Annotated in this window: 16 protein-coding genes, 2 rRNA genes and 1 other annotated feature; of the genes, 15 read left to right on the top strand and 3 right to left on the bottom strand. The window is 40.9% G+C overall.

The window, feature by feature from the left end:
• From srlE to guaB, 13 genes are all read left to right on the top strand, one after another.
• Positions 1 to 996 carry a PTS glucitol/sorbitol transporter subunit IIB gene (srlE, locus tag IGM04_RS13340; protein ID WP_002355982.1) on the top strand — a complete coding sequence of 332 codons (996 nt, stop codon included), beginning with the start codon at positions 1 to 3 and terminating at the stop codon, positions 994 to 996.
• 23 nt (positions 997 to 1,019) lie between these two features.
• Positions 1,020 to 1,376 carry a PTS glucitol/sorbitol transporter subunit IIA gene (locus tag IGM04_RS13335; protein ID WP_002355981.1) on the top strand — a complete coding sequence of 119 codons (357 nt, stop codon included), beginning with the start codon at positions 1,020 to 1,022 and terminating at the stop codon, positions 1,374 to 1,376.
• 27 nt (positions 1,377 to 1,403) lie between these two features.
• Positions 1,404 to 2,081 carry a fructose-6-phosphate aldolase gene (locus tag IGM04_RS13330; RefSeq protein ID WP_002367532.1) on the top strand — a complete coding sequence of 226 codons (678 nt, stop codon included), beginning with the start codon at positions 1,404 to 1,406 and terminating at the stop codon, positions 2,079 to 2,081.
• A gap of 200 nt (positions 2,082 to 2,281) precedes the next feature.
• Complete coding sequence (locus IGM04_RS13325; RefSeq protein ID WP_002361446.1) at positions 2,282 to 4,054, top strand: oleate hydratase; 1,773 nt, start codon at positions 2,282 to 2,284, stop codon at positions 4,052 to 4,054.
• A gap of 410 nt (positions 4,055 to 4,464) precedes the next feature.
• Positions 4,465 to 5,451 (top strand): DUF3114 domain-containing protein, encoded by a 987-nt coding sequence (locus IGM04_RS13320; protein ID WP_010775464.1) that lies wholly within the window; start codon positions 4,465 to 4,467, stop codon positions 5,449 to 5,451.
• A 247-nt stretch (positions 5,452 to 5,698) separates the two neighbouring features.
• The gene (gene rsmG, locus IGM04_RS13315) at positions 5,699 to 6,415 is read left to right on the top strand and encodes a 16S rRNA (guanine(527)-N(7))-methyltransferase RsmG (protein WP_002355977.1); all 717 of its coding nucleotides are present in this window, start codon (positions 5,699 to 5,701) and stop codon (positions 6,413 to 6,415) included.
• 15 nt (positions 6,416 to 6,430) lie between these two features.
• A complete protein-coding gene (locus IGM04_RS13310; RefSeq protein WP_002355976.1) occupies positions 6,431 to 7,192 on the top strand; it encodes a ParA family protein in 762 nt (253 codons plus the stop codon).
• Positions 7,185 to 8,075, top strand: a complete 891-nt coding sequence (locus tag IGM04_RS13305) for a ParB/RepB/Spo0J family partition protein (RefSeq protein ID WP_002355975.1) — start codon at positions 7,185 to 7,187, stop codon at positions 8,073 to 8,075. Before IGM04_RS13310 ends, IGM04_RS13305 begins: the two co-directional genes overlap by 8 nt.
• 117 nt (positions 8,076 to 8,192) lie before the next feature.
• Positions 8,193 to 8,378: a DUF951 domain-containing protein gene (locus IGM04_RS13300; RefSeq protein ID WP_002355974.1), complete on the top strand. Its 186-nt coding sequence runs from the start codon at positions 8,193 to 8,195 to the stop codon at positions 8,376 to 8,378.
• A 56-nt stretch (positions 8,379 to 8,434) separates the two neighbouring features.
• Positions 8,435 to 9,550, top strand: coding sequence for a redox-regulated ATPase YchF (ychF, locus tag IGM04_RS13295; protein WP_002355971.1), 1,116 nt, complete (start codon positions 8,435 to 8,437; stop codon positions 9,548 to 9,550).
• 108 nt (positions 9,551 to 9,658) lie between these two features.
• Positions 9,659 to 10,348, top strand: a complete 690-nt coding sequence (locus IGM04_RS13290; RefSeq protein WP_002363563.1) for a DUF1129 domain-containing protein — start codon at positions 9,659 to 9,661, stop codon at positions 10,346 to 10,348.
• A 166-nt stretch (positions 10,349 to 10,514) separates the two neighbouring features.
• Positions 10,515 to 12,197, top strand: coding sequence for a 6-pyruvoyl-tetrahydropterin synthase-related protein (locus IGM04_RS13285; protein ID WP_086317553.1), 1,683 nt, complete (start codon positions 10,515 to 10,517; stop codon positions 12,195 to 12,197).
• Positions 12,198 to 12,353: 156 nt separating this feature from the next.
• Positions 12,354 to 13,835, top strand: coding sequence for an IMP dehydrogenase (gene guaB, locus IGM04_RS13280; RefSeq protein WP_002355966.1), 1,482 nt, complete (start codon positions 12,354 to 12,356; stop codon positions 13,833 to 13,835).
• 211 nt (positions 13,836 to 14,046) lie between these two features.
• On the opposite strand, the gene serS is transcribed toward guaB, so the two are convergent.
• The 3 genes from serS to IGM04_RS13265 form a co-directional block, all read right to left on the bottom strand.
• Complete coding sequence (serS, locus tag IGM04_RS13275; RefSeq protein ID WP_002355965.1) at positions 14,047 to 15,318, bottom strand: serine--tRNA ligase; 1,272 nt, start codon at positions 15,316 to 15,318, stop codon at positions 14,047 to 14,049.
• 87 nt (positions 15,319 to 15,405) lie between these two features.
• Positions 15,406 to 15,612 (bottom strand) — a binding site (T-box leader).
• A 40-nt stretch (positions 15,613 to 15,652) separates the two neighbouring features.
• Positions 15,653 to 16,834 (bottom strand): sensor histidine kinase, encoded by a 1,182-nt coding sequence (locus IGM04_RS13270; RefSeq protein WP_002363566.1) that lies wholly within the window; start codon positions 16,832 to 16,834, stop codon positions 15,653 to 15,655.
• Positions 16,824 to 17,513 carry a response regulator transcription factor gene (locus IGM04_RS13265; RefSeq protein WP_002355963.1) on the bottom strand — a complete coding sequence of 230 codons (690 nt, stop codon included), beginning with the start codon at positions 17,511 to 17,513 and terminating at the stop codon, positions 16,824 to 16,826. Before IGM04_RS13265 ends, IGM04_RS13270 begins: the two co-directional genes overlap by 11 nt.
• A 666-nt stretch (positions 17,514 to 18,179) precedes the next feature.
• Between IGM04_RS13265 and IGM04_RS13260 the strand changes: the two genes are divergently transcribed.
• Positions 18,180 to 19,740 (top strand): 16S ribosomal RNA (locus IGM04_RS13260).
• Between the two features lie 226 nt (positions 19,741 to 19,966).
• Positions 19,967 to 22,879: ribosomal RNA gene (locus tag IGM04_RS13255) — 23S ribosomal RNA — on the top strand.
• The 16S and 23S rRNA genes sit together here, the layout of an rRNA operon.
• Positions 22,880 to 22,924 lie beyond the last annotated feature (45 nt).

Genomic DNA, 22,924 nt, shown 5'->3' with positions numbered 1-22,924 from the left:
ATGACGTACAATAGTATTAAGGTAGTTAAAGGAAATGGCGGTTATGGTGGGCCCTTAGTGATTACACCGACAGAAGAAAAACATAAATTTATTTACATTACAGGTGGCGGCGAGAAACCCGCAATCGTTGATAAAATCGTAGAATTGACAGGAATGGAAGCGGTCAATGGTTTTAAGACATCGATTCCAGATGATGAAATCGCATTAGCCATTATTGATTGTGGAGGCACTCTTCGTTGCGGGATTTATCCTAAAAAAGGAATTCCTACTATTAACGTTGTTCCAACTGGCAAAAGTGGTCCCTTAGCACAATACATTAATGAGACAATTTATGTTTCCGCTGTAGGCCCGAAACAGATTACATTGACATCAGAAGAAGCTGCTGCTGATACAGAAAAGCCCACCTCGAAAAAAACAGAATTTAAATATGATACAAGTAAAAAAATTACTGAACAAAAAGCGGAACAACAAAGTTTTGTTGCGAAAATTGGTATGGGTGCAGGAAAAGTTGTAGCGACATTCAACCAATCAGCCCGTGAAGGCGTACAAACGATGATCAACACAGTGATTCCGTTTATGGCATTTGTTTCTTTATTAATTGGTGTGATTCAAGGTTCAGGAATTGGTGAATTTTTTGCCAATATCATGGCGCCATTGGCAGGAAACATTGTGGGGTTAACAATTATTGGTTTTATTTGTTCTCTGCCGTTTCTTTCTCCTTTATTAGGTCCTGGAGCAGTAATCAGTCAAGTAATTGGTACGTTAATTGGTGTGGAAATTGGGAAAGGCAACATTCCGCCACAACTAGCCTTACCAGCATTGTTTGCTATTAATACACAAAACGCGTGCGACTTTATTCCCGTGGGTTTAGGCTTGGAAGAAGCTGAAGCTGAAACCGTTGAAGTCGGGGTCCCTTCTGTTTTATATTCTCGTTTCTTAAATGGTGCCCCTCGAGTACTAGTTGCTTGGTTAGCAAGTTTTGGATTGTATAGTTAAAAAATTTTTTTGGAGGATGGGAAATGTCAGTATTTACAACAAAGGTTCAGTCTATTGGACCAGAAGCCGAATTATTTAAAGAAGAAAAAATGGTCATCTTATTTGGAAAAGATGCACCAGATGCTTTAGCAGATTATTGTTATAACATTGAGGTTCAGCCAGTCACAGAAGCGATTACGGACAAGCAAACGTTAGTGATTGATGAACAAACTTACCAGATTACCGCTGTAGGCGAGGTAGTATTAACTAATTTAGACACATTGGGTCACATTACTATTAAATTTGATGGCGCAACAACACCTGAATTACCAGGTACATTATATGTTGAAGAAAAAGCTATTCCTGAAATAACTGTTGGTACAACAATCACTATTCTATAATTATCGTTTAAGGGAGGAACGTAAAAGATGGAATTTATGCTAGATACAATTAATCTTGAGGCTATTCGAAAGTATCAGAAAATTTTACCACTGGCAGGCGTAACGTCTAATCCCAGTATTGTTAAACAAGCAGGAAAAATTGACTTCTTTGCGCAGATGAAAGAAATCAAAAAAACGATTGGACAAGCGAGTTTGCACGTCCAAGTGGTCGGTCAAACGACAGAAGAGATGCTAGAAGATGCCCAAACCATTGTACAACAATTAGGCCAAGAAACATTCATTAAAATCCCAGTCAATGAAGCAGGCTTGGCAGCCATCAAACAACTAAAGCAGGCAAATTATCGGATAACAGCAACCGCTATTTATACAGAATTTCAAGGCTACCTAGCGATTGCGGCAGGTGCAGATTATTTAGCGCCATATTATAATAGGATGGAGAATTTAACAATTGATTCTCAAAAGGTTATTGAGCATTTAGCTGCAGAAATTAAACGGACGAACGCAAAGAGTAAGATCTTAGCTGCTAGTTTTAAAAACGTGGCACAAGTTAATCAAGCCTGTCAAATGGGGGCGCAAGCGGTCACTATCGCACCAGAACTCGTGACACAAGGCTTGGCAATGCCCGCCATTCAAAAAGCAGTAACTGATTTTCAGGAAGATTGGGTTGCTGTTTTTGGAGTAGAAACGGTAAAAGAATTAACATAAAAAGAACGAGAAGAAAAAGCGGTCATTTTTCTTCTCGTTCTTTTTTTGTTTCACATGAAACATCTACGATTGTTCACTTGCTCAAAAATTAGACAATTTTCTTTATTTGTCAAAGAATTTCTTAAAAAAAAGGGTTATCTTTTGGGTATTTTTTTTGGTAGCAGTATGATGAGGGTATCAAATGATAGGAGGAAACGAGAATGAGATACACAAATGGAAATTATGAAGCATTTGCTCGACCAAGAAAACCAAAAGGTGTAGATGACAAGAGTGCCTATATCGTTGGTGGTGGCCTAGCAGGTTTAGCAACGGCTGTTTTCTTAATTCGTGACGGTCAAATGAAGGGCGAAAATATTCACATTTTTGAAGAACTCACGCTGTCTGGCGGTTCTTTAGATGGTAAATTTATTCCCCATGATGGCTTTGTCACTCGCGGCGGACGCGAAATGGAAAACCATTTCGAGTGTTTGTGGGATCTATTTCGTTCGGTACCATCATTAGAAGTAGAAGATGCCTCTGTCCTAGATGAGTTTTACCGTTTAGATTTAGATGATCCGAATTCTTCAAATTGCCGCATTATTCATAACCGTGGCGAACGTGTCCCAGATGATGGACAATTTACTTTATCCAAAAAAGCACAAAAAGAAATCGTTGATTTATTTATGACTTCTGAAGATCAATTAATTGGCAAAAAAATTGAAGATGTTTTCGGCGAAGAATTTTTTGAATCCAACTTTTGGATCTATTGGTGTTCAATGTTTGCTTTTGAAAAATGGCACTCTGCCATTGAAATGCGCCGCTACATCATGCGCTTTATCCACCACATCAAAGGTTTGCCTGACTTTACAGCCTTGAAGTTTACCAAATACAATCAATACGAATCGTTAGTGAAACCATTACTAAGCTTTTTAACCAATCAAGGGGTAGACTTTCAATATGAAACAACGATCAATGATATCCAAGTCGACATCAAAGGAGCTACTAAAGTTGCTCGGCGATTATTGTTGACACAAGCGGGCAAAACCAAAGAAATTCCTTTAACTGAAAATGATTTAGTCTTCGTAACGAATGGCTCAATTACTGAAAGTTCGACGCAAGGAGATCATCATACACCAGCACCAATTACTCATGAACTAGGGGGAAGTTGGAATCTCTGGAAAAACTTAGCAAAACAATCCCCAGAATTTGGGCACCCAGAAGTTTTCTGTGAAAATTTACCAGATGAAAGTTGGTTTGTCTCAGCAACGATTACGTGGGAAAATTTCGATATTGAACCGTATCTTTCTCGGTTAACACATCGTAAATTACGCACAGGAAAAATTGTCACAGGTGGTATTATTACTATCAAAGACTCTAATTGGATGATGAGTTTCGCTATGCATAGACAACCGCATTTTAAAGAACAAAATGATCAACAATCTATAACTTGGGTATATGGATTGCTTTCTAATAAACCAGGAAATTATATCAAAAAACCAATCGAACAATGTACAGGCCAAGAAATTACGCAAGAGTTACTTTATCATTTAGGGGTCCCAGAAGGGGAAATTGAACGTATTTCAGAAGAATCGGCTACCACTATTCCGGTTTATATGCCGTTTATCACTTCTTACTTTATGTTAAGAGAACCAGGCGATCGACCATTAGTTGTACCAAACGGCTCTAAAAATCTTGCTTTCATTGGGAACTTCGCAGATACTGAACGAGATACGGTGTTTACAACAGAGTATTCTGTACGGACAGCGATGGAAGCTGTTTATCAATTGCTAGAGGTTGAACGCGGAGTACCAGAAGTGTTTGCTTCTGCATACGACTTGCGCGTCTTAGCAAACTCTGTTTATTATTTATCTGACAAGAAAAAATTAACAGAAATGGATATGCCTTTCGTAGAACGCAAAATGGTTGAACACTTTGTGAAGAAATTTGAGGATACGTATATTGGTGATATTTTAAGAGAAAATCATTTAATTTAGTTGAAAAAGCGAGTGTAAATCACTCGCTTTTTTGGTTGTTTTATTAACCGTTGAATAAATATTCATTATTGTGTATATTTCTTTTATTATTTTATGAATATTAAATATATAATATATTGAACGGGAGTGGCCAGTGGGCAACTTCGCAAAAAAATCTTAATTTCTGAAGAGACTTTTTCAAAATTTTGTTGAAAAGAAGGCGCATTTTTACCATAGTTTCTTCACATTTAACGGCTATTATTTAAACATACCCGATAAACAAAACCCTAACAAAACACTTTTTCATTTTTTAACTCCTCCGCCCGCCCTTCCCCAAAGGGCGGGTTGTTTTTTTGCGTTAAAGCAGTTGGCATTTTGCGGGGAAAGGATTATCATTATAGAAGAAGTATATAGAAAAAGGCGGCGAGAAGATGGGACGTTGGCAAGAATTACAACAAGCAATGAGTGCTGGTGTAGAGGCGGCGATTGACGCTGGCTGGGACCGCCAAGCTGTTTATGGTTTAGTGGAAAGCGCCATAAAAGACACGCGTTTCTTGCCACTTGAGCAAGCGAAAACAGCAGTTGCGGAACTGTTTTCTGAAGTGGAAGAAGTGGGCTCTTCAGCGTATGAGCGATTATTTCGCTTTTCGGCTTATCGTCCGCAAGAAAAGCTCTCGTTACTGTTATGGCAATTAGGTGCAGTGTTGGATCAGCATGGCATGTTGCAATTAGTAGGACCTTATCGTTTCTCGAAGACGGTTGCACCGCATGCGACGTTTTGGGATTTGTTGGCAAAAACAGTTCAAAAAGCCTATCCGTTAGGTCTTCTTGGGAGCTTTAATCAAGAGAAAGCGAAAAAGATACATCAATTAAGAATGTATATTGATCGTCAAAATATCACGTATATCCGCGATTTTTTTAAACAAGAAGGGGACACCGATGAACAGGCATTAAAACGCTATGTTTTTGCGGCCAAGCCGCAAGGGATGGGCGGGCGGAAGCTGAAAAAAAGCTCTGCTCGTTTGCACAACAAATACCCTGAGGGGGCATCTTATTCTTTAATTAATAAGAAACGATTGACGCCTAATTTTCACAGTGAGTTTATTTTGAATGAAGAAGGGACCTTTGTAACCCAGTGGGATGTGTTAGTTGAAGACTGGCGAGGCAGATTAATTAGTAATCCAGCCTATTATCAAGCGGCTAAAAACAGTGAATACCAGGAAAAAGTCTTGAATGGTGAATCGTTTAATTATGCAAATCGGAATAATCGTACCCATGAATTACTAGATAGTTCACCACCAGGGAGATTTGATCATCAATTACGAAAAACAGCCAAAAAAGGTTGGTTAAGTCCCCGTATCCAAGAATACGACTACCGCAGAGAACGACAAATAAAGTGCGATGATTATAGTAAGTAAAACAAGCCAATGTTTCACATGAAACATTGGCTTGTTTTACTCTTAGAGAAAGGCGGTTCTCGTTGCCGCCAATTGAACATTTTGGCCCGTGGCTAGAGACTTTTTACTACATAAAAAGGCGGGTTTTTCTTTTATCATTCAGGCAAAAATCTTCCGAAAAGCATTGCAAGAAATTGCTATTTGCGTTAAAGTAGGAAAAGATGATTGTGAAACATTTTTCTGTTTCACAAAAAAGGAAGGAGTCTTTATGCTACCCGAAGAATTTAGACAACTATTAGCCGCAAAAGGCATTGAATTGACAGACCAACAGATGACACAATTTGACCAATATTTCCATTTATTAGTAGAATGGAATGAAAAAATGAATTTAACAGCCATTACAGAAGAAAAAGAAGTTTATTTGAAACATTTCTATGATTCTGTTTCGTTGGCATTCTTTGAAGACTTTGCCAGCGATAAAGCCATTTGTGATGTTGGCGCAGGCGCAGGATTTCCAAGTATTCCTTTGAAAATTGTTTTTCCTTCATTAAATGTCACAATTGTTGACTCTTTAAATAAACGAATTACTTTCCTAACAGAGTTGGTGAATCAACTAGGTTTGGCTAATGTTTCTTTGTATCATGATCGTGCAGAAACATTTGGTCAAAAAGCAGAATTTCGTGGCGCGTTTGATTACGTTACAGCGCGAGCAGTTGCACGATTAAATGTTTTAAGTGAACTGTGTTTACCCTTAGTTAAAAAAGAAGGCTATTTTTTAGCCTTAAAAGCATCGAAAAGTGAAGAAGAAATTAATGAAGCAAAACCTGCAATCGCTACATTAGGCGGTCAATTTCAAAAAGAAGTTGGTTTTACTTTGCCGATTACGGCAGACGAACGCCACATTGTCGTGATTCAAAAGAAAAAAGAAACCCCTAAAAAATATCCCAGAAAACCTGGATTACCAAATAAACAACCGATTAAATAAGATGGAGGCACACACATGACACGAATTATTTCTGTAGCGAACCAAAAAGGCGGCGTTGGTAAAACAACGACCACTGTAAATTTAGGCGCATGTTTAGCAAACTTAGGCAAAAAAGTCTTACTGATCGACATTGATGCACAAGGAAATGCTACCAGTGGCATGGGTGTCCCTAAACCAGATGTCGCACACGATGTGTATGATGTCCTTGTAAATGAAGAACCAATCACTAGCGTGGTTCAACATACCAGCCGTGAAAATTTAGATATTGTCCCTGCAACTATTCAATTAGCAGGCGCCGAAATTGAATTAACTTCAATGATGGCTCGAGAATCGCGCTTGAAATTAGCAATTGATGAAGTAAGAGACATGTATGATTTCGTTTTAATTGATTGCCCGCCTTCTCTAGGGCATTTAACAATCAATGCTTTTACAGCAAGTGATTCGATTCTAATTCCTGTTCAATGTGAATATTACGCATTAGAAGGCTTGAGTCAATTGCTAAATACGATTCGCTTGGTTCAAAAACATTTTAACCCTGAATTGAAAATTGAAGGAGTCTTGTTAACCATGTACGATGCTCGGACCAATTTAGGTGCCGAAGTCGTGGAAGAAGTCCGTAAATATTTCCGTGAAAAAGTCTATGACACGATTATTCCAAGAAATGTCCGTTTATCCGAAGCACCAAGTCATGGTTTACCAATCATTGACTATGATATTCGCTCAAAAGGTGCCGAAGTGTATCAAGCACTAGCAAAGGAAGTGTTGGAGAATGAATAAAGGCAAAGGTTTAGGCAGAGGCATCGATGCCTTGTTTCAAGATATCGCAAAGCTAGAAGATGTCGACGTTAAGAACGAACAAGTGACAGAAATTCTATTAAACGAACTTCGTCCCAATCCTTACCAACCGCGGAAAACATTTGATGAAACCTCTTTACAAGAACTTGCAAACTCGATTCTACATTCCGGTGTGTTTCAACCGATTATTGTTCGTAAATCGGCAGTTAAAGGCTATGAAATTATTGCAGGTGAGCGTCGGTTCCGGGCTTCTAAATTAGCCGGCAAAGAAAAAATTCCCGCAATTATTCGCGAATTTGATGAAGAATCCATGATGCAAGTTGCTGTTTTGGAAAACTTACAAAGGGAAGATTTAAATCCGCTAGAAGAAGCAGAAGCCTATGAAATGCTAATGAAAAATTTGAAATTAACACAAGCGGAAGTCGCAGAACGTTTGGGAAAAAGTCGCCCGTATATTGCCAATTATTTACGGTTGCTAACCTTACCAGATGCGGTCAAAGCAATGGTTCAAAAACAAAGCATGTCAATGGGTCAAGCACGGACGTTATTAGGCTTGAAGAACAAAGAACAGCTATTGCCATTAGCTAATCGTTGTATTAAAGACAATTTAACGGTTCGACAATTAGAACAACTTGTCGCTGAATTAAACGAAACACAAGGCAAAAAGGGCAAAAAAGCGAAAAAAGCCATCAAGGAAAAACCCATTTATATTCGAGAAAGTGAAGACCGCTTAATGGATAAATTTGGGACAACCGTAGCGATTCAAGAAAAAGAAGGCAAAGGAAAAATTGAAATTGAGTACTTGTCCTCTTCGGATTTGGCTAGAATTTTAGATATTTTAGATATTCATTTTGACGAGGAATAAAAAGCAAAGTGAGAAAGTAAGACAGAAAGTCACAAATCCTTTTGCTAGTTTCGGTAAAAAATGGTATTGTAATCATGGTATTTTTATATAAGTAAGAGAAGAAAGAAGGCTTGGAACATGTATGATTTAGGCGATATTGTCGAGATGAAAAAGCCGCATGCTTGCCAAGCAAATCGTTGGCAAATCATTCGCATGGGCGCTGATATCAAAATCAAGTGCACGAATTGCGGGCATATTGTCATGATGCCGCGTCGTGATTTTACTAAAAAATTAAAAAAAGTAATCGAGAAAAAAGCAGACTAATGCTTTGATGCCTCTAATAGAAAAGAGAATAGACTGAGAGAAAGAGTGGAAAACAAATGGCACTAACAGCTGGAATTGTCGGCTTACCAAACGTTGGTAAATCGACCCTATTTAACGCAATTACAAAAGCAGGAGCAGAAGCTGCAAATTATCCCTTTGCAACGATTGATCCGAACGTCGGCATGGTTGAAGTACCAGATGCCCGTTTACAACGCTTGACAGAACTAGTAAAACCGAAAAAAACAGTTCCCACAACGTTTGAATTTACAGACATCGCCGGAATTGTTAAAGGTGCCAGCAAAGGAGAAGGGCTGGGAAATCAGTTTTTAAGTCACATTCGTCAAGTAGATGCAATCTGTCACGTGGTTCGTTGTTTTGATGACGAAAATATCATGCGTGAACAAAATCGAGATGCGGATTTCGTTGATCCTTTAGCAGACATTGATACAATTAATTTAGAGCTAATTTTAGCAGATTTAGATTCAATCAATAAGCGCTATACTCGCGTGGCTAAAATGGCGAAAGCAAAAGATAAAGAAGCGGTGGAAGAATTAGCTGTTTTAGACAAAATTAAACCAGTTTTAGAAGAAGGTTTATCTGCTCGTACGATTGAATTTACGCCAGAAGAAGAGAAAATTGTTAAATCTCTTTTCTTATTAACCACAAAGCCGGTCCTTTATGTAGCAAATGTTTCAGAAGATGAAGTGGCGGATCCAGACAACAATGAGTATGTACAACAAGTTCGTAATTTTGCAACCAGCGAAAATGCGGAAGTAATCGTGGTTAGTGCGCGAGCAGAAGAAGAAATTGCTGAATTAGATTCTGAAGAAGACAAGGCTGAATTTTTAGAAGCAATGGGCATTGAACAATCTGGCTTAGATCAATTGATTCGTGCGGCGTACGATTTGTTAGGCTTAGCTACCTACTTTACAGCTGGTGAACAAGAAGTTCGTGCGTGGACGTTCCGTAAGGGAATCAAGGCACCTCAAGCAGCTGGGATTATCCACAGTGACTTTGAACGAGGCTTCATTCGTGCGGAAACAGTTTCTTATGAAGACCTAGATAAATATGGCAATATGCAAGCTGCCAAAGAAGCGGGCCGTGTTCGTTTAGAAGGAAAAGACTACGTCGTTCAAGATGGCGATGTTATGTTGTTCCGTTTTAACGTTTAAAAAAATGTGCCCAACAAGCAATTTGTTTTGGGCTAAGCCCACATATTTAAGGCCATTCAGCCGTTTAGAAAGAGGTTCCCTCTACATGAGGGTGAGGAGGATACAACTATGGAAGCAGAAGCATTACGAGCAATCGTGGCTGAGAATCGTCAATTAGAACAGAATTTGACTAAAAGAAATGAACAATACATTTTTGACTTAAAAAAATCATTAAAAGCGGCTAATTTATCTGAAGAAGAACTAGCATTGGCTCTACACGGTATTTTACCAGAATTAGTAGCCGGTCAAAAAACAGGCAAAACAGCCCGTCAGTTATTTGGCACTGTTTCAGAACGGACGGAAGCAATTTTAAATAAACCAGCAGAAGTCAAAGAACCAGCGGGCTGGATGATTTGGCTCGACAATACCTTACTATTACTTGGTTTATTAACAATCATGTTAGCGGCGATGTCTCTATTTTCAAAAGGAACCGCACAACCTCTCGGATTAACCACATATATCTTAGGTGCGATGGCTGGGGGTTATGTTTTCTATCTAATGCACAAATATGTTTACCGTTTTGATCGTCAAGGTGGCGACAAAAGCAAACGTCCTGGTTGGTTAAAAACGACCGCCATTCTATTTGGTGGGATGTTCTTGTGGATTGCAGTTTTCGCTGGTTCAGCGATGCTGCCACCAGTGATCAATCCCATTTTAGATCCGATGATTGCTTTAGTAATCGGTGCGTTAGCCTTTGTAGCACGCTATTTCTTCAAGAAAAAATACAATATTCAAGGTAGTTTCATGACACGTCAATAAACGGCGCGCGCTCAATTGTGAATGCGCTCGGCTGACGCAGAAACTGCAACAAACAAAGTTGCTCTCTCAATAGAGCGTTTTAACAGTTAAAGCCTGGGGGATTAGTCGAAAGAACTAGTGTCCCAGGCTTCTGTTTTCAGAAGTTTGCTAAAGAAAGGAGCCTCTTATGGGACAACAAGTGAAGTCTTGGTGCCGTCAACACGAGCGGCTACTCATTTTTATTAGTTTTCTCTTATTAAGTGGACTTTCTCTCTATTTTGTCTATTTTCAAGAGAATTTTTTACGAGCAAGTGATTTCCGCTTTCATCAAAATCGGGTGGAAGGTCTCGCATTAGCAATTAAAAACAACGACTGGTTTCCTAAAATCAATTATTTTTTCTTGGGAGGCTATGGCTATGCCTCTAGTTTGTTTTATCCAGATGCGTATCTTTATTTACCTGCGCTTTTGCGTGTTCTGGGGATTTCCTTTGTCGCTAGTATGGCGATTTTTGTTTTTGCGGTAAACTTGGCAACATTTAGTCTTACTTATTATGCAGGCCGATTAATGGCGCTCTCTAAAAAAAGAAGCTATCTCTTTGCCATCTTGTATGGCTTATCTATTTACCGCATGCAAGACTTGTTTAATCGCCAAGCGTTAGGAGAATTTTTGGCGCTAAGTTTTTTTCCGTTGGTCTTAGCGAGCCTGTTTTTATTACGAAAGGGAACCACGAAATGTTGGCCGTTGTTAACGTTGGCGATGACTGGGATTGGGTTGGCTCACTTTATTTCTATTGAAATGGTTTCTATTTGGGTTGGGTTATACATTCTGTTTTATTGGCAGCAGTTTTTTAAAAAGGAGGTCCTGTTGGCATTAGCGAAGGCTGCAGGTCTGACATTGCTTTGGCTGGCCTTTTATCTTTTACCAGTTGCTGAACAAATGAAAAATCAAGTGTTTAAAGTTACATCCAATCCACTCACTTATATTTCCGAAAGAAGTTATCCCATTGATTCTCTTTTCATTAATAGTTTAAAGAGCAGTGTTTTTCACGCAAAAACAGCGAATCTAGGAACCCTTTTGTTTGTGGGACTTGTTGTAGCAGTGGTTTCGCTTGCCAGCAAAAAAATTCAGAACAAACGGTTTATTGGTTTGACGCTGGTACTCTTATTGATGGTTACCACGCTTTTTCCTTGGCACTGGCTGAACCACACGCCTTTAAATACGATTCAGTTTCCTTGGCGGTTTTTAGGGATTCTTTCTGTAATGCTCGCTTTTTTCATTGCACAAGACGAATGGGGTGTTTTCCGTAAATCTTGGACCGTGGCTTTGTTGGTTTTCCTTGCCATCAGCAATTTAGGCATTTATCAATATCAAAGTATTCAGTCACAACAAGGCCGCCTGTTAACAAAAGCTGAGTATGAGCAACCAACGCCTTTTTATATCGGTGCGGGCCATGAATATTTGCCAGATGAAATCAATTATCAGGAATTATTGAAACAAAAAAAACGACAACTTGATTATTCGGCAGAACAAGTAACCATTACAAATGTTAGAATGCCTTATGGGAAAATTTCATTTGACTACCAAGTGGTGAATCAATCAGCGAAGGTGACCGTTCCTTTTATTTATTACTTAGGCTATCAAGCCACGATTCAAATGAAAAACCAAACGGGCGCTAAAAAAATGAGCCTAACCAATCAAGGAGGCTTAGCCGCTCTTTCTTTATCTGGTACAGGACATGTCGACATCCGTTACCAAAGAACAAAAGTGCAAAAAATAGGGACAATGATGACCTTGCTTTCTGTTGGTGGTTTTGGATTTAGCCGATTTTTACAACAAAAAAAGAAACACAAGATAAAAGAACAACGATGAAAGTAGGACCTTAATTAGGAAGAGTTGAATAAAGGACAAACCGATTTCGGCGTTTTGTCCTTTATTCCTCATTGATTATTTAAACAAATCTAGTTGACTTCCTTAGTATTATCTGTTATTTTCATATATAAAATTAAGTCGAGGAGTGGACAAAAAATGTCAAATTGGGAAACAAAATTTGCGAAAAAAGGTCTTACATTTGATGATGTGCTATTAATCCCTGCAGAAAGCCATGTCTTACCAAATGATGTAGACATGAGTGTACAATTAGCTAAAAATATCAAGTTAAATATTCCATTGATGAGTGCCAGTATGGATACTGTTACAGATAGTAATATGGCAATTGCGATGGCTCGTCAAGGTGGACTAGGTGTCGTACATAAAAATATGACTGTCGCCCAACAAGCAGACGAAGTACGTAAAGTCAAACGTTCTGAAAGCGGCGTTATCATTGATCCATTCTTTCTAACACCAACAAACTTAGTAGCGGATGCAGAAGAATTAATGAGTCGTTACCGTATTAGCGGTGTGCCGATTGTAGAAACAATGGAAAACCGTAAATTAGTCGGAATTATTACAAACCGTGATATGCGTTTTGTAACGGACTACCAAATCAAAATTGAAGAAGTCATGACAAAAGATCATTTAGTCACTGCGCCAGTTGGCACATCTTTAAAAGATGCAGAAAAAATCTTACAAAAACATAAAATCGAAAAATTACCAATCGTTGATGAAGCAGGTCGCTTAAGTGGCTTAATTACAATTAAAGACATTGAAAAAGTGATTGAATTCCCAAATGCTGCCAAAGACGAACACGGTCGTTTACTTGTGGCGGCAGCAGTCGGTGTCACTAGTGATACGTTCGAACGTGCGGAAGCATTATTAGAAGCAGGTGCCGATGCGATTGTTATCGATACTGCACATGGCCATAGTGCCGGCGTTATTCGCAAAATTAAAGAAATTCGTGAAACGTTCCCTGAAGCAACATTAATTGCTGGTAATGTTGCCACTGCTGAAGCAACCAAAGCATTGTATGATGTCGGCGTTGACGTTGTCAAAGTTGGTATTGGACCTGGTTCAATTTGTACAACACGTGTCGTTGCAGGTGTTGGTGTTCCTCAATTAACAGCGATTTATGATGCTGCTTCTGTAGCTAGAGAATATGGTAAAGCAATTATCGCTGATGGCGGTATTAAATATTCTGGTGATATCGTGAAAGCCTTAGCTGCTGGTGGACATGCTGTAATGCTAGGAAGTATGTTAGCAGGTACAGATGAATCTCCAGGCGAATTTGAAATTTATCAAGGCCGTCGTTTCAAAACTTACCGTGGCATGGGCTCATTAGGTGCAATGGAAAAAGGATCAAGTGATCGTTACTTCCAAGGAAGTGTCAATGAAGCAAACAAATTAGTGCCAGAAGGAATCGAAGGACGTGTTGCTTACAAAGGAAGCGTTTCTGATATTGTCTTCCAATTAATCGGTGGCTTGAAATCAGGGATGGGTTACGTCGGTGCAGCAGACCTGAAAGCGTTGCGTGAAGAAGCACAATTTGTTCAAATGAGTGGTAACGGATTGAAAGAATCACATCCACATGACGTTCAAATCACAAAAGAAGCACCAAACTATTCTGTTCAATAAAATAAAAGCTGATTTTTTTGAAATTTAAAAGAGGCAGACGTCATTTCGACGTCTGCCTCTTTTTCTGTAGAATGAAGGATTTGCTTCTGTTTCCGCCGTTTATCAATTTTTAAGCCTGTAACAAAAATCCAAAGTGATTTTTGTTACAGGCTCCTTTTCCTATAGAATAAAAGCCGTTATCTGATATCAGACAACGACCTTCATCTTCCCTTTATTTAATAACTGTTAGGTTACCCATGTAAGGAACTAGGACTTCTGGTACAGTCACAGAGCCATCTTCGTTTTGGTAGTTTTCTAAAATAGCAGCGACTGTCCGTCCTACGGCTAAACCAGAACCATTGAGTGTATGCGCATATTGGACTTTATCATTTTCATCACGGTAACGAATCATCGCACGGCGCGCTTGGAAATCTTCACAGTTTGAGCATGAACTGATTTCACGGTATGTCTCTTGAGCGGGAATCCAAACTTCCAAGTCATAAGTTTTCGCAGCTGAGAAGCCCATGTCACCTGTTGAAAGAGCCATGACACGGTAAGGTAATCCCAGTTTTTGCAGAATTTCTTCGGCATTATTCGTCATTTTTTCTAATTCCTCATAAGAATGCTCTGCATCACTAAATTTAACCATTTCGACTTTATTAAATTGGTGTAAACGAATTAATCCTCGTGTGTCACGACCAGCGCTACCAGCTTCAGAACGGAAAGAAGGGCTCAAGGCCGTAAAGTAAATCGGTAAATCCTTTCCATCTAAAATTTCATTGTTGTAGTAATTAGTTAACGGGACTTCTGCCGTTGGGATTAACGTTAAATCTGTATCTTGTAATTGGAAGACATCTTCTTTAAATTTAGGAAATTGGCCAGTTCCGAACATGGCGGTGTCATTAACGATATAAGGCGTAATCATTTCTGTATAGCCATGTTCATAAACATGTAAATCTAACATGAAGTTGTATAACGCACGTTCTAAGCGAGCACCTAAGCCTTTGTAATAAACAAAACGGCTACCAGCTACTTTGGCACCACGTTCAAAATCTAGAATGCCTAAGTTTTCAGCGACTTCCCAGTGTGGTTTTGGTTCAAAAGCAAAAGTTCTTGGTTCACTCCAACGACGTACTTCTACATTTTCTTCTTCACCAGCACCAACAGGCACAGAATCATCTGGCAAATTCGGTAAAGTAGTTGTGATCCCACGTAGCTCTTCGTCAATAGCGTTAATTTCTGCATCTAATGCTTTAATATTGCCGCCGACTTCTTTCATTTCCGCGATTTTGGCCGTTGCATCTTCTTTGTTTCGTTTTAATTGAGCAATTTCAGCAGACACATCATTCCGGTATTTTTTCATTTCTTCGACTTTGACTAATAAATCACGGCGACTTTCATCTAAACGCAGAAATTCCACTAAGATTTCTTCTTTCACGCCACGGGTTTGTAGCTTTGCTTTTACTTCGTCAAAATTTTGACGCATCATTTTTACATCTAACATATTTTTTCCTCCTTAAAATTAGTACATAATCAATAATAACTGTTGTAGAAAACAACAAAAAAGCCATCTCACCCCAAAAATAAATATTCTTGGGACGAAATGACTGGAAATCTCGCGGTACCACCCAAGTTCAGTAATGTTACTGCCCTTGATTTGCAGATAACGGCTGCAGACCGTTCCAACTTATTTCGCTGGACACCTGGAAGAGACGGACTTCTTTATAGATGAATGTTTGCTCGCACCCCCGCAAACTCTCTGGAATTCAGTGCCATAAATACTTTTTCTCTTAGTTTTCTCTTTTCTATAGAATACCGAAAAAGTTCAGGGATGTCAATTAACTCTCTGATTTCTTGTTGGTACGCTGTAAGGGTAGATGAATAATAAAGGAAGTCCACTTTTGATCAGACTTCGCATAAATATATCCACCATGTAAAGCAACAATACTTTGTGCAATAGCCAGACCTAAACCAGTACCTCCCGTTTCTTGTGATCGGGATTCTTCGACACGATAGAAGCGGTCAAACAACTGATCTAAAGAATGTTTAGGGATAGCTGGTCCATCATTGCGAACAGCAATAATTGCTTCGGTGCCGACTTTGTCTACTTCCATCACAATATGATGGCCGCCTTTGCCATATTTCAAAGCGTTTGAAAGAAGGTTGTTAAAGACTCGGACTAGTTTTTCTGTATCGCCTTCCATCATTAAAGAAGCTGGATTGGCTTTTACTTGGATTTGCATATTAATCTTTTTCGCTTCCAATTCAAAATCGGCAGCAAGCTGTTCAATTAATTGTGCCATATCAAAAGTCGTCGTATGAATCGGTACACTTGGTTGACGGACTTTTGTATATTCAAAAAGATCATCAACTAATAATTTCATTTGTTTCGCTTTGACGTAAGCGGTATGCGTATATTTCAGTAAATCTTCTTGGCTATGAAATTGACGATCTTCAATCAATCCCAGATAACCAATAATAGAAGTTAACGGTGTCCGAATATCATGACTGACATTCGTAATTAATTCATCTTTTGATTTTTCAATTCGCCGTTCATCTTCAATGGCTGCGACAGTACTATCCACTAGACCGTTAATACTCGTCACGACTTTTGCTAAATCACCACTTAATTCAAACGGAATGCGGTGATTGTAATTACCATCAGCGATGTAATGTAACTCACTGATAATATGACGCAATTGCATTTGATGGTAGCGACGAATTAAGCGCCAATAGAGAACAGCTGCATCTACTAAAAAGAAAATGGGTAAGACAAATTTATTCCAGCTCCAAAACAAATCAGTATTTAATTCTTTAGCGACCGCATCCTTAGTGGCCCAGATGACACCAGCTAAGGGCGAGTTTTCACTAAGTAGTTGTCCTAAGAGGAACATAATTGAGACATTTAATAGTAGTAATAAAACAATTGTCACAATTGCTTCTGCTAATAACTCGCTGATTTCTTTAGAAGTTAAGGTAATTCGTTTTTGTTTTTCAATCTTTTTAGGTTTAACGAGCATCGATCTTATATCCAACTCCCCACACTGTTTGAATGACTTTTTCTCCACCAGTTGCTTCTTCAATCTTATCTCTTAAATGACTGACGTGAACCATCACGGTTTTAGCAGAAACAATACTTTCTTGTTGCCACACACGCTCAAAAATTTCATCCGCACTAAACACACGATTTGGATGACTAGCTAATAGATAGAGGATACCAAACTCAAGAGCGGTTAATTGAATTTCTTTTCCTTCTATTGTTTTGACTTCGTGAGAGTCCTTATTAATCATTAATGGGCCGACTTCTAATTCATCGGGTTCTTCTTTGGTTAATTGCATTTGGCTTCTACGTAAAATAGACTTTACCCGAGCCATTACTTCTAAAGGATTAAAAGGCTTGGTGACATAATCGTCTGCACCTGCAACTAAGCCTTTGATTTTATCCATATCGGTTGTTTTTGCTGTTAACATAATAATTGGAATTTGCGATTCTTTTCGAAGTTCTTTCACTACTTCCATTCCATCCATGATTGGCATCATAATGTCCAAGATTAATAAATCGATATCTGGTGTTGTGTGCAATTTGGATAACGCTTCTTTTCCATCATAAGCTTTCACGACTTCGTATCCTTCATTATGAATATAAATACTCAATAGTTCTACAATTTCTTTATCATCATCTGCAACTAAAATTTTCATAAGCGTTCATTTCCTCCATATATAAAAAATCTCTTTTCCATATTTTAACAAATAATTGCTAAAAAGGACAAAATCCTTGATATATTACGATAAATTTAGAAGATTTTGCTAAAAGTTAATAAACTATAGTCAAAAAAGGATGAAAGGAGGTAAAAAACGAACAAAAATACCTAGACCAATCATAATAATCGGTATTGAAAAAAAGTTTAAAAAAAGTGAAAATAATGATTGACCAATGCTTGAAATCTTGGTATATTATTACATGTCGCAAGGCGAGTCACACAGCTGAGCGATTCAGAAATCAATAATTAAATAACAATTCTTGATTTCAAATCTCTCGAAAAAAGTTTGAAAAAACAACAAAAAAGTTGTTGACAAATAACAAACGAGATGATAAGATATAGAAGTTGTCACAACAGACAACAACAACCGAGCAAAACAACTTAAAAAAACTTTTTTAAAAAAGTTCTTGACATTCAAACGAAAGTTTGTTATGATATAAAAGTTGCTGCGAGGTAACGTAGGCCTTTGAAAACTGAACAAAGAATAGACGAACCAAATGTGTAGGGCGTCTTGATTCAATTCAAGACAACAAACATTTTTAACAAGCAAGCAATATGCTAGCAAACAAATTGAGCTTAACAATCGTAAGATTGTTCTAACTTTTATTATGAGAGTTTGATCCTGGCTCAGGACGAACGCTGGCGGCGTGCCTAATACATGCAAGTCGAACGCTTCTTTCCTCCCGAGTGCTTGCACTCAATTGGAAAGAGGAGTGGCGGACGGGTGAGTAACACGTGGGTAACCTACCCATCAGAGGGGGATAACACTTGGAAACAGGTGCTAATACCGCATAACAGTTTATGCCGCATGGCATAAGAGTGAAAGGCGCTTTCGGGTGTCGCTGATGGATGGACCCGCGGTGCATTAGCTAGTTGGTGAGGTAACGGCTCACCAAGGCCACGATGCATAGCCGACCTGAGAGGGTGATCGGCCACACTGGGACTGAGACACGGCCCAGACTCCTACGGGAGGCAGCAGTAGGGAATCTTCGGCAATGGACGAAAGTCTGACCGAGCAACGCCGCGTGAGTGAAGAAGGTTTTCGGATCGTAAAACTCTGTTGTTAGAGAAGAACAAGGACGTTAGTAACTGAACGTCCCCTGACGGTATCTAACCAGAAAGCCACGGCTAACTACGTGCCAGCAGCCGCGGTAATACGTAGGTGGCAAGCGTTGTCCGGATTTATTGGGCGTAAAGCGAGCGCAGGCGGTTTCTTAAGTCTGATGTGAAAGCCCCCGGCTCAACCGGGGAGGGTCATTGGAAACTGGGAGACTTGAGTGCAGAAGAGGAGAGTGGAATTCCATGTGTAGCGGTGAAATGCGTAGATATATGGAGGAACACCAGTGGCGAAGGCGGCTCTCTGGTCTGTAACTGACGCTGAGGCTCGAAAGCGTGGGGAGCAAACAGGATTAGATACCCTGGTAGTCCACGCCGTAAACGATGAGTGCTAAGTGTTGGAGGGTTTCCGCCCTTCAGTGCTGCAGCAAACGCATTAAGCACTCCGCCTGGGGAGTACGACCGCAAGGTTGAAACTCAAAGGAATTGACGGGGGCCCGCACAAGCGGTGGAGCATGTGGTTTAATTCGAAGCAACGCGAAGAACCTTACCAGGTCTTGACATCCTTTGACCACTCTAGAGATAGAGCTTTCCCTTCGGGGACAAAGTGACAGGTGGTGCATGGTTGTCGTCAGCTCGTGTCGTGAGATGTTGGGTTAAGTCCCGCAACGAGCGCAACCCTTATTGTTAGTTGCCATCATTCAGTTGGGCACTCTAGCGAGACTGCCGGTGACAAACCGGAGGAAGGTGGGGATGACGTCAAATCATCATGCCCCTTATGACCTGGGCTACACACGTGCTACAATGGGAAGTACAACGAGTCGCTAGACCGCGAGGTCATGCAAATCTCTTAAAGCTTCTCTCAGTTCGGATTGCAGGCTGCAACTCGCCTGCATGAAGCCGGAATCGCTAGTAATCGCGGATCAGCACGCCGCGGTGAATACGTTCCCGGGCCTTGTACACACCGCCCGTCACACCACGAGAGTTTGTAACACCCGAAGTCGGTGAGGTAACCTTTTTGGAGCCAGCCGCCTAAGGTGGGATAGATGATTGGGGTGAAGTCGTAACAAGGTAGCCGTATCGGAAGGTGCGGCTGGATCACCTCCTTTCTAAGGAATATTACGGAAATACACATTTCGTCTTTACTTTGTTCAGTTTTGAGAGGTCTACTCTCAAAACATTCGTTCATTGAAAACTGGATATTGAAGTAAAAAGAATCAAAACAAACCGAGAACACCGCGTTGAATGAGTTTTTTAATAAGTTCAATTGCTTATTTATTGATTAACCTTCTATCGCTAGAAGAAGTGATCAAGACCCAACCGTAAGGTTGATAAGGTTAAGTGAATAAGGGCGCACGGTGGATGCCTTGGCACTAGGAGCCGATGAAGGACGGGACTAACACCGATATGCTTTGGGGAGCTGTAAGTAAGCTATGATCCAGAGATTTCCGAATGGGGGAACCCAATATCTTTTATAGGATATTACTTTTCAGTGAATACATAGCTGATTAGAGGTAGACGCAGAGAACTGAAACATCTTAGTACCTGCAGGAAGAGAAAGAAAATTCGATTCCCTGAGTAGCGGCGAGCGAAACGGGAAGAGCCCAAACCAACAAGCTTGCTTGTTGGGGTTGTAGGACTCCAATATGGTAGTCTGTTAGTATAGTTGAAGGATTTGGAAAATTCCGCTAAAAAGGGTGAAAGCCCCGTAGACGAAATGCTAACAACACCTAGGAGGATCCTGAGTACGGCGGAACACGAGAAATTCCGTCGGAATCCGCGGGGACCATCCCGCAAGGCTAAATACTCCCTAGTGACCGATAGTGAACCAGTACCGTGAGGGAAAGGTGAAAAGCACCCCGGAAGGGGAGTGAAATAGATCCTGAAACCGTGTGCCTACAACAAGTCAAAGCTCGTTAATGAGTGATGGCGTGCCTTTTGTAGAATGAACCGGCGAGTTACGATTGCATGCGAGGTTAAGTCGAAGAGACGGAGCCGCAGCGAAAGCGAGTCTGAATAGGGCGAATGAGTATGTAGTCGTAGACCCGAAACCATGTGATCTACCCATGTCCAGGTTGAAGGTGCGGTAAAACGCACTGGAGGACCGAACCCACGTACGTTGAAAAGTGCGGGGATGAGGTGTGGGTAGCGGAGAAATTCCAAACGAACTTGGAGATAGCTGGTTCTCTCCGAAATAGCTTTAGGGCTAGCCTCGGAATTGAGAATGATGGAGGTAGAGCACTGTTTGGACTAGGGGCCCATCTCGGGTTACCGAATTCAGATAAACTCCGAATGCCATTCATTTATATCCGGGAGTCAGACTGCGAGTGATAAGATCCGTAGTCGAAAGGGAAACAGCCCAGACCACCAGCTAAGGTCCCAAAATATATGTTAAGTGGAAAAGGATGTGGGGTTGCACAGACAACTAGGATGTTGGCTTAGAAGCAGCCACCATTTAAAGAGTGCGTAATAGCTCACTAGTCGAGTGACCCTGCGCCGAAAATGTACCGGGGCTAAACATATTACCGAAGCTGTGGACTACACCATTAGGTGTAGTGGTAGGAGAGCGTTCTAAGGGCGTTGAAGGTCGATCGTGAGGACGGCTGGAGCGCTTAGAAGTGAGAATGCCGGTATGAGTAGCGAAAGACAGGTGAGAATCCTGTCCACCGTATGACTAAGGTTTCCTGGGGAAGGCTCGTCCGCCCAGGGTTAGTCGGGACCTAAGCCGAGGCCGATAGGCGTAGGCGATGGACAACAGGTTGATATTCCTGTACCAGTTGTTTTTGTTTGAGCAATGGAGGGACGCAGTAGGCTAAGGAATGCATGCGATTGGAAGTGCATGTCCAAGCAATGAGTCTTGAGTAGAGTTAAATGCTTTACTCTTTAAGGACAAGTTGTGACGGGGAGCGAAATAATAGTAGCGAAGTTCCTGATGTCACACTGCCAAGAAAAGCTTCTAGTGAGAAAACAACTGCCCGTACCGTAAACCGACACAGGTAGTCGAGGAGAGTATCCTAAGGTGAGCGAGCGAACTCTCGTTAAGGAACTCGGCAAAATGACCCCGTAACTTCGGGAGAAGGGGTGCTGACTTCGGTCAGCCGCAGTGAATAGGCCCAAGCGACTGTTTATCAAAAACACAGGTCTCTGCAAAATCGTAAGATGAAGTATAGGGGCTGACGCCTGCCCGGTGCTGGAAGGTTAAGAGGATGGGTTAGCTTCGGCGAAGCTCAGAATTGAAGCCCCAGTAAACGGCGGCCGTAACTATAACGGTCCTAAGGTAGCGAAATTCCTTGTCGGGTAAGTTCCGACCCGCACGAAAGGCGTAACGATTTGGGCACTGTCTCAACGAGAGACTCGGTGAAATTTTAGTACCTGTGAAGATGCAGGTTACCCGCGACAGGACGGAAAGACCCCATGGAGCTTTACTGTAGTTTGATATTGAGTGTTTGTACCACATGTACAGGATAGGTAGGAGCCGATGAGACCGGAACGCTAGTTTCGGAGGAGGCGCTGGTGGGATACTACCCTTGTGTTATGAACCCTCTAACCCGCACCACTAATCGTGGTGGGAGACAGTGTCAGATGGGCAGTTTGACTGGGGCGGTCGCCTCCTAAAAGGTAACGGAGGCGCCCAAAGGTTCCCTCAGAATGGTTGGAAATCATTCGAAGAGTGTAAAGGCAGAAGGGAGCTTGACTGCGAGACCTACAAGTCGAGCAGGGACGAAAGTCGGGCTTAGTGATCCGGTGGTTCCGCATGGAAGGGCCATCGCTCAACGGATAAAAGCTACCCTGGGGATAACAGGCTTATCTCCCCCAAGAGTCCACATCGACGGGGAGGTTTGGCACCTCGATGTCGGCTCGTCGCATCCTGGGGCTGTAGTCGGTCCCAAGGGTTGGGCTGTTCGCCCATTAAAGCGGCACGCGAGCTGGGTTCAGAACGTCGTGAGACAGTTCGGTCCCTATCCGTCGCGGGCGTTGGAAATTTGAGAGGAGCTGTCCTTAGTACGAGAGGACCGGGATGGACTTACCGCTGGTGTACCAGTTGTTCTGCCAAGGGCATTGCTGGGTAGCTATGTAGGGAAGGGATAAACGCTGAAAGCATCTAAGTGTGAAGCCCACCTCAAGATGAGATTTCCCATTTCTTTAAGAAAGTAAGACCCCTGAGAGATGATCAGGTAGATAGGTTGGAAGTGGAAGGCTAGTGATAGTTGGAGCGGACCAATACTAATCGGTCGAGGACTTAACCAAAGAATGGATAAGTAAAAGCAACTTGGTTATTTTGATTCAAACTTC

The sequence above is a fragment of the Enterococcus sp. DIV2385 genome, assembly GCF_051711925.1.
In the GTDB taxonomy this organism is placed as follows: Bacteria; Bacillota; Bacilli; order Lactobacillales; family Enterococcaceae; genus Enterococcus; species Enterococcus faecalis.
This window is presented reverse-complemented; position numbering and strand designations above follow the sequence as displayed.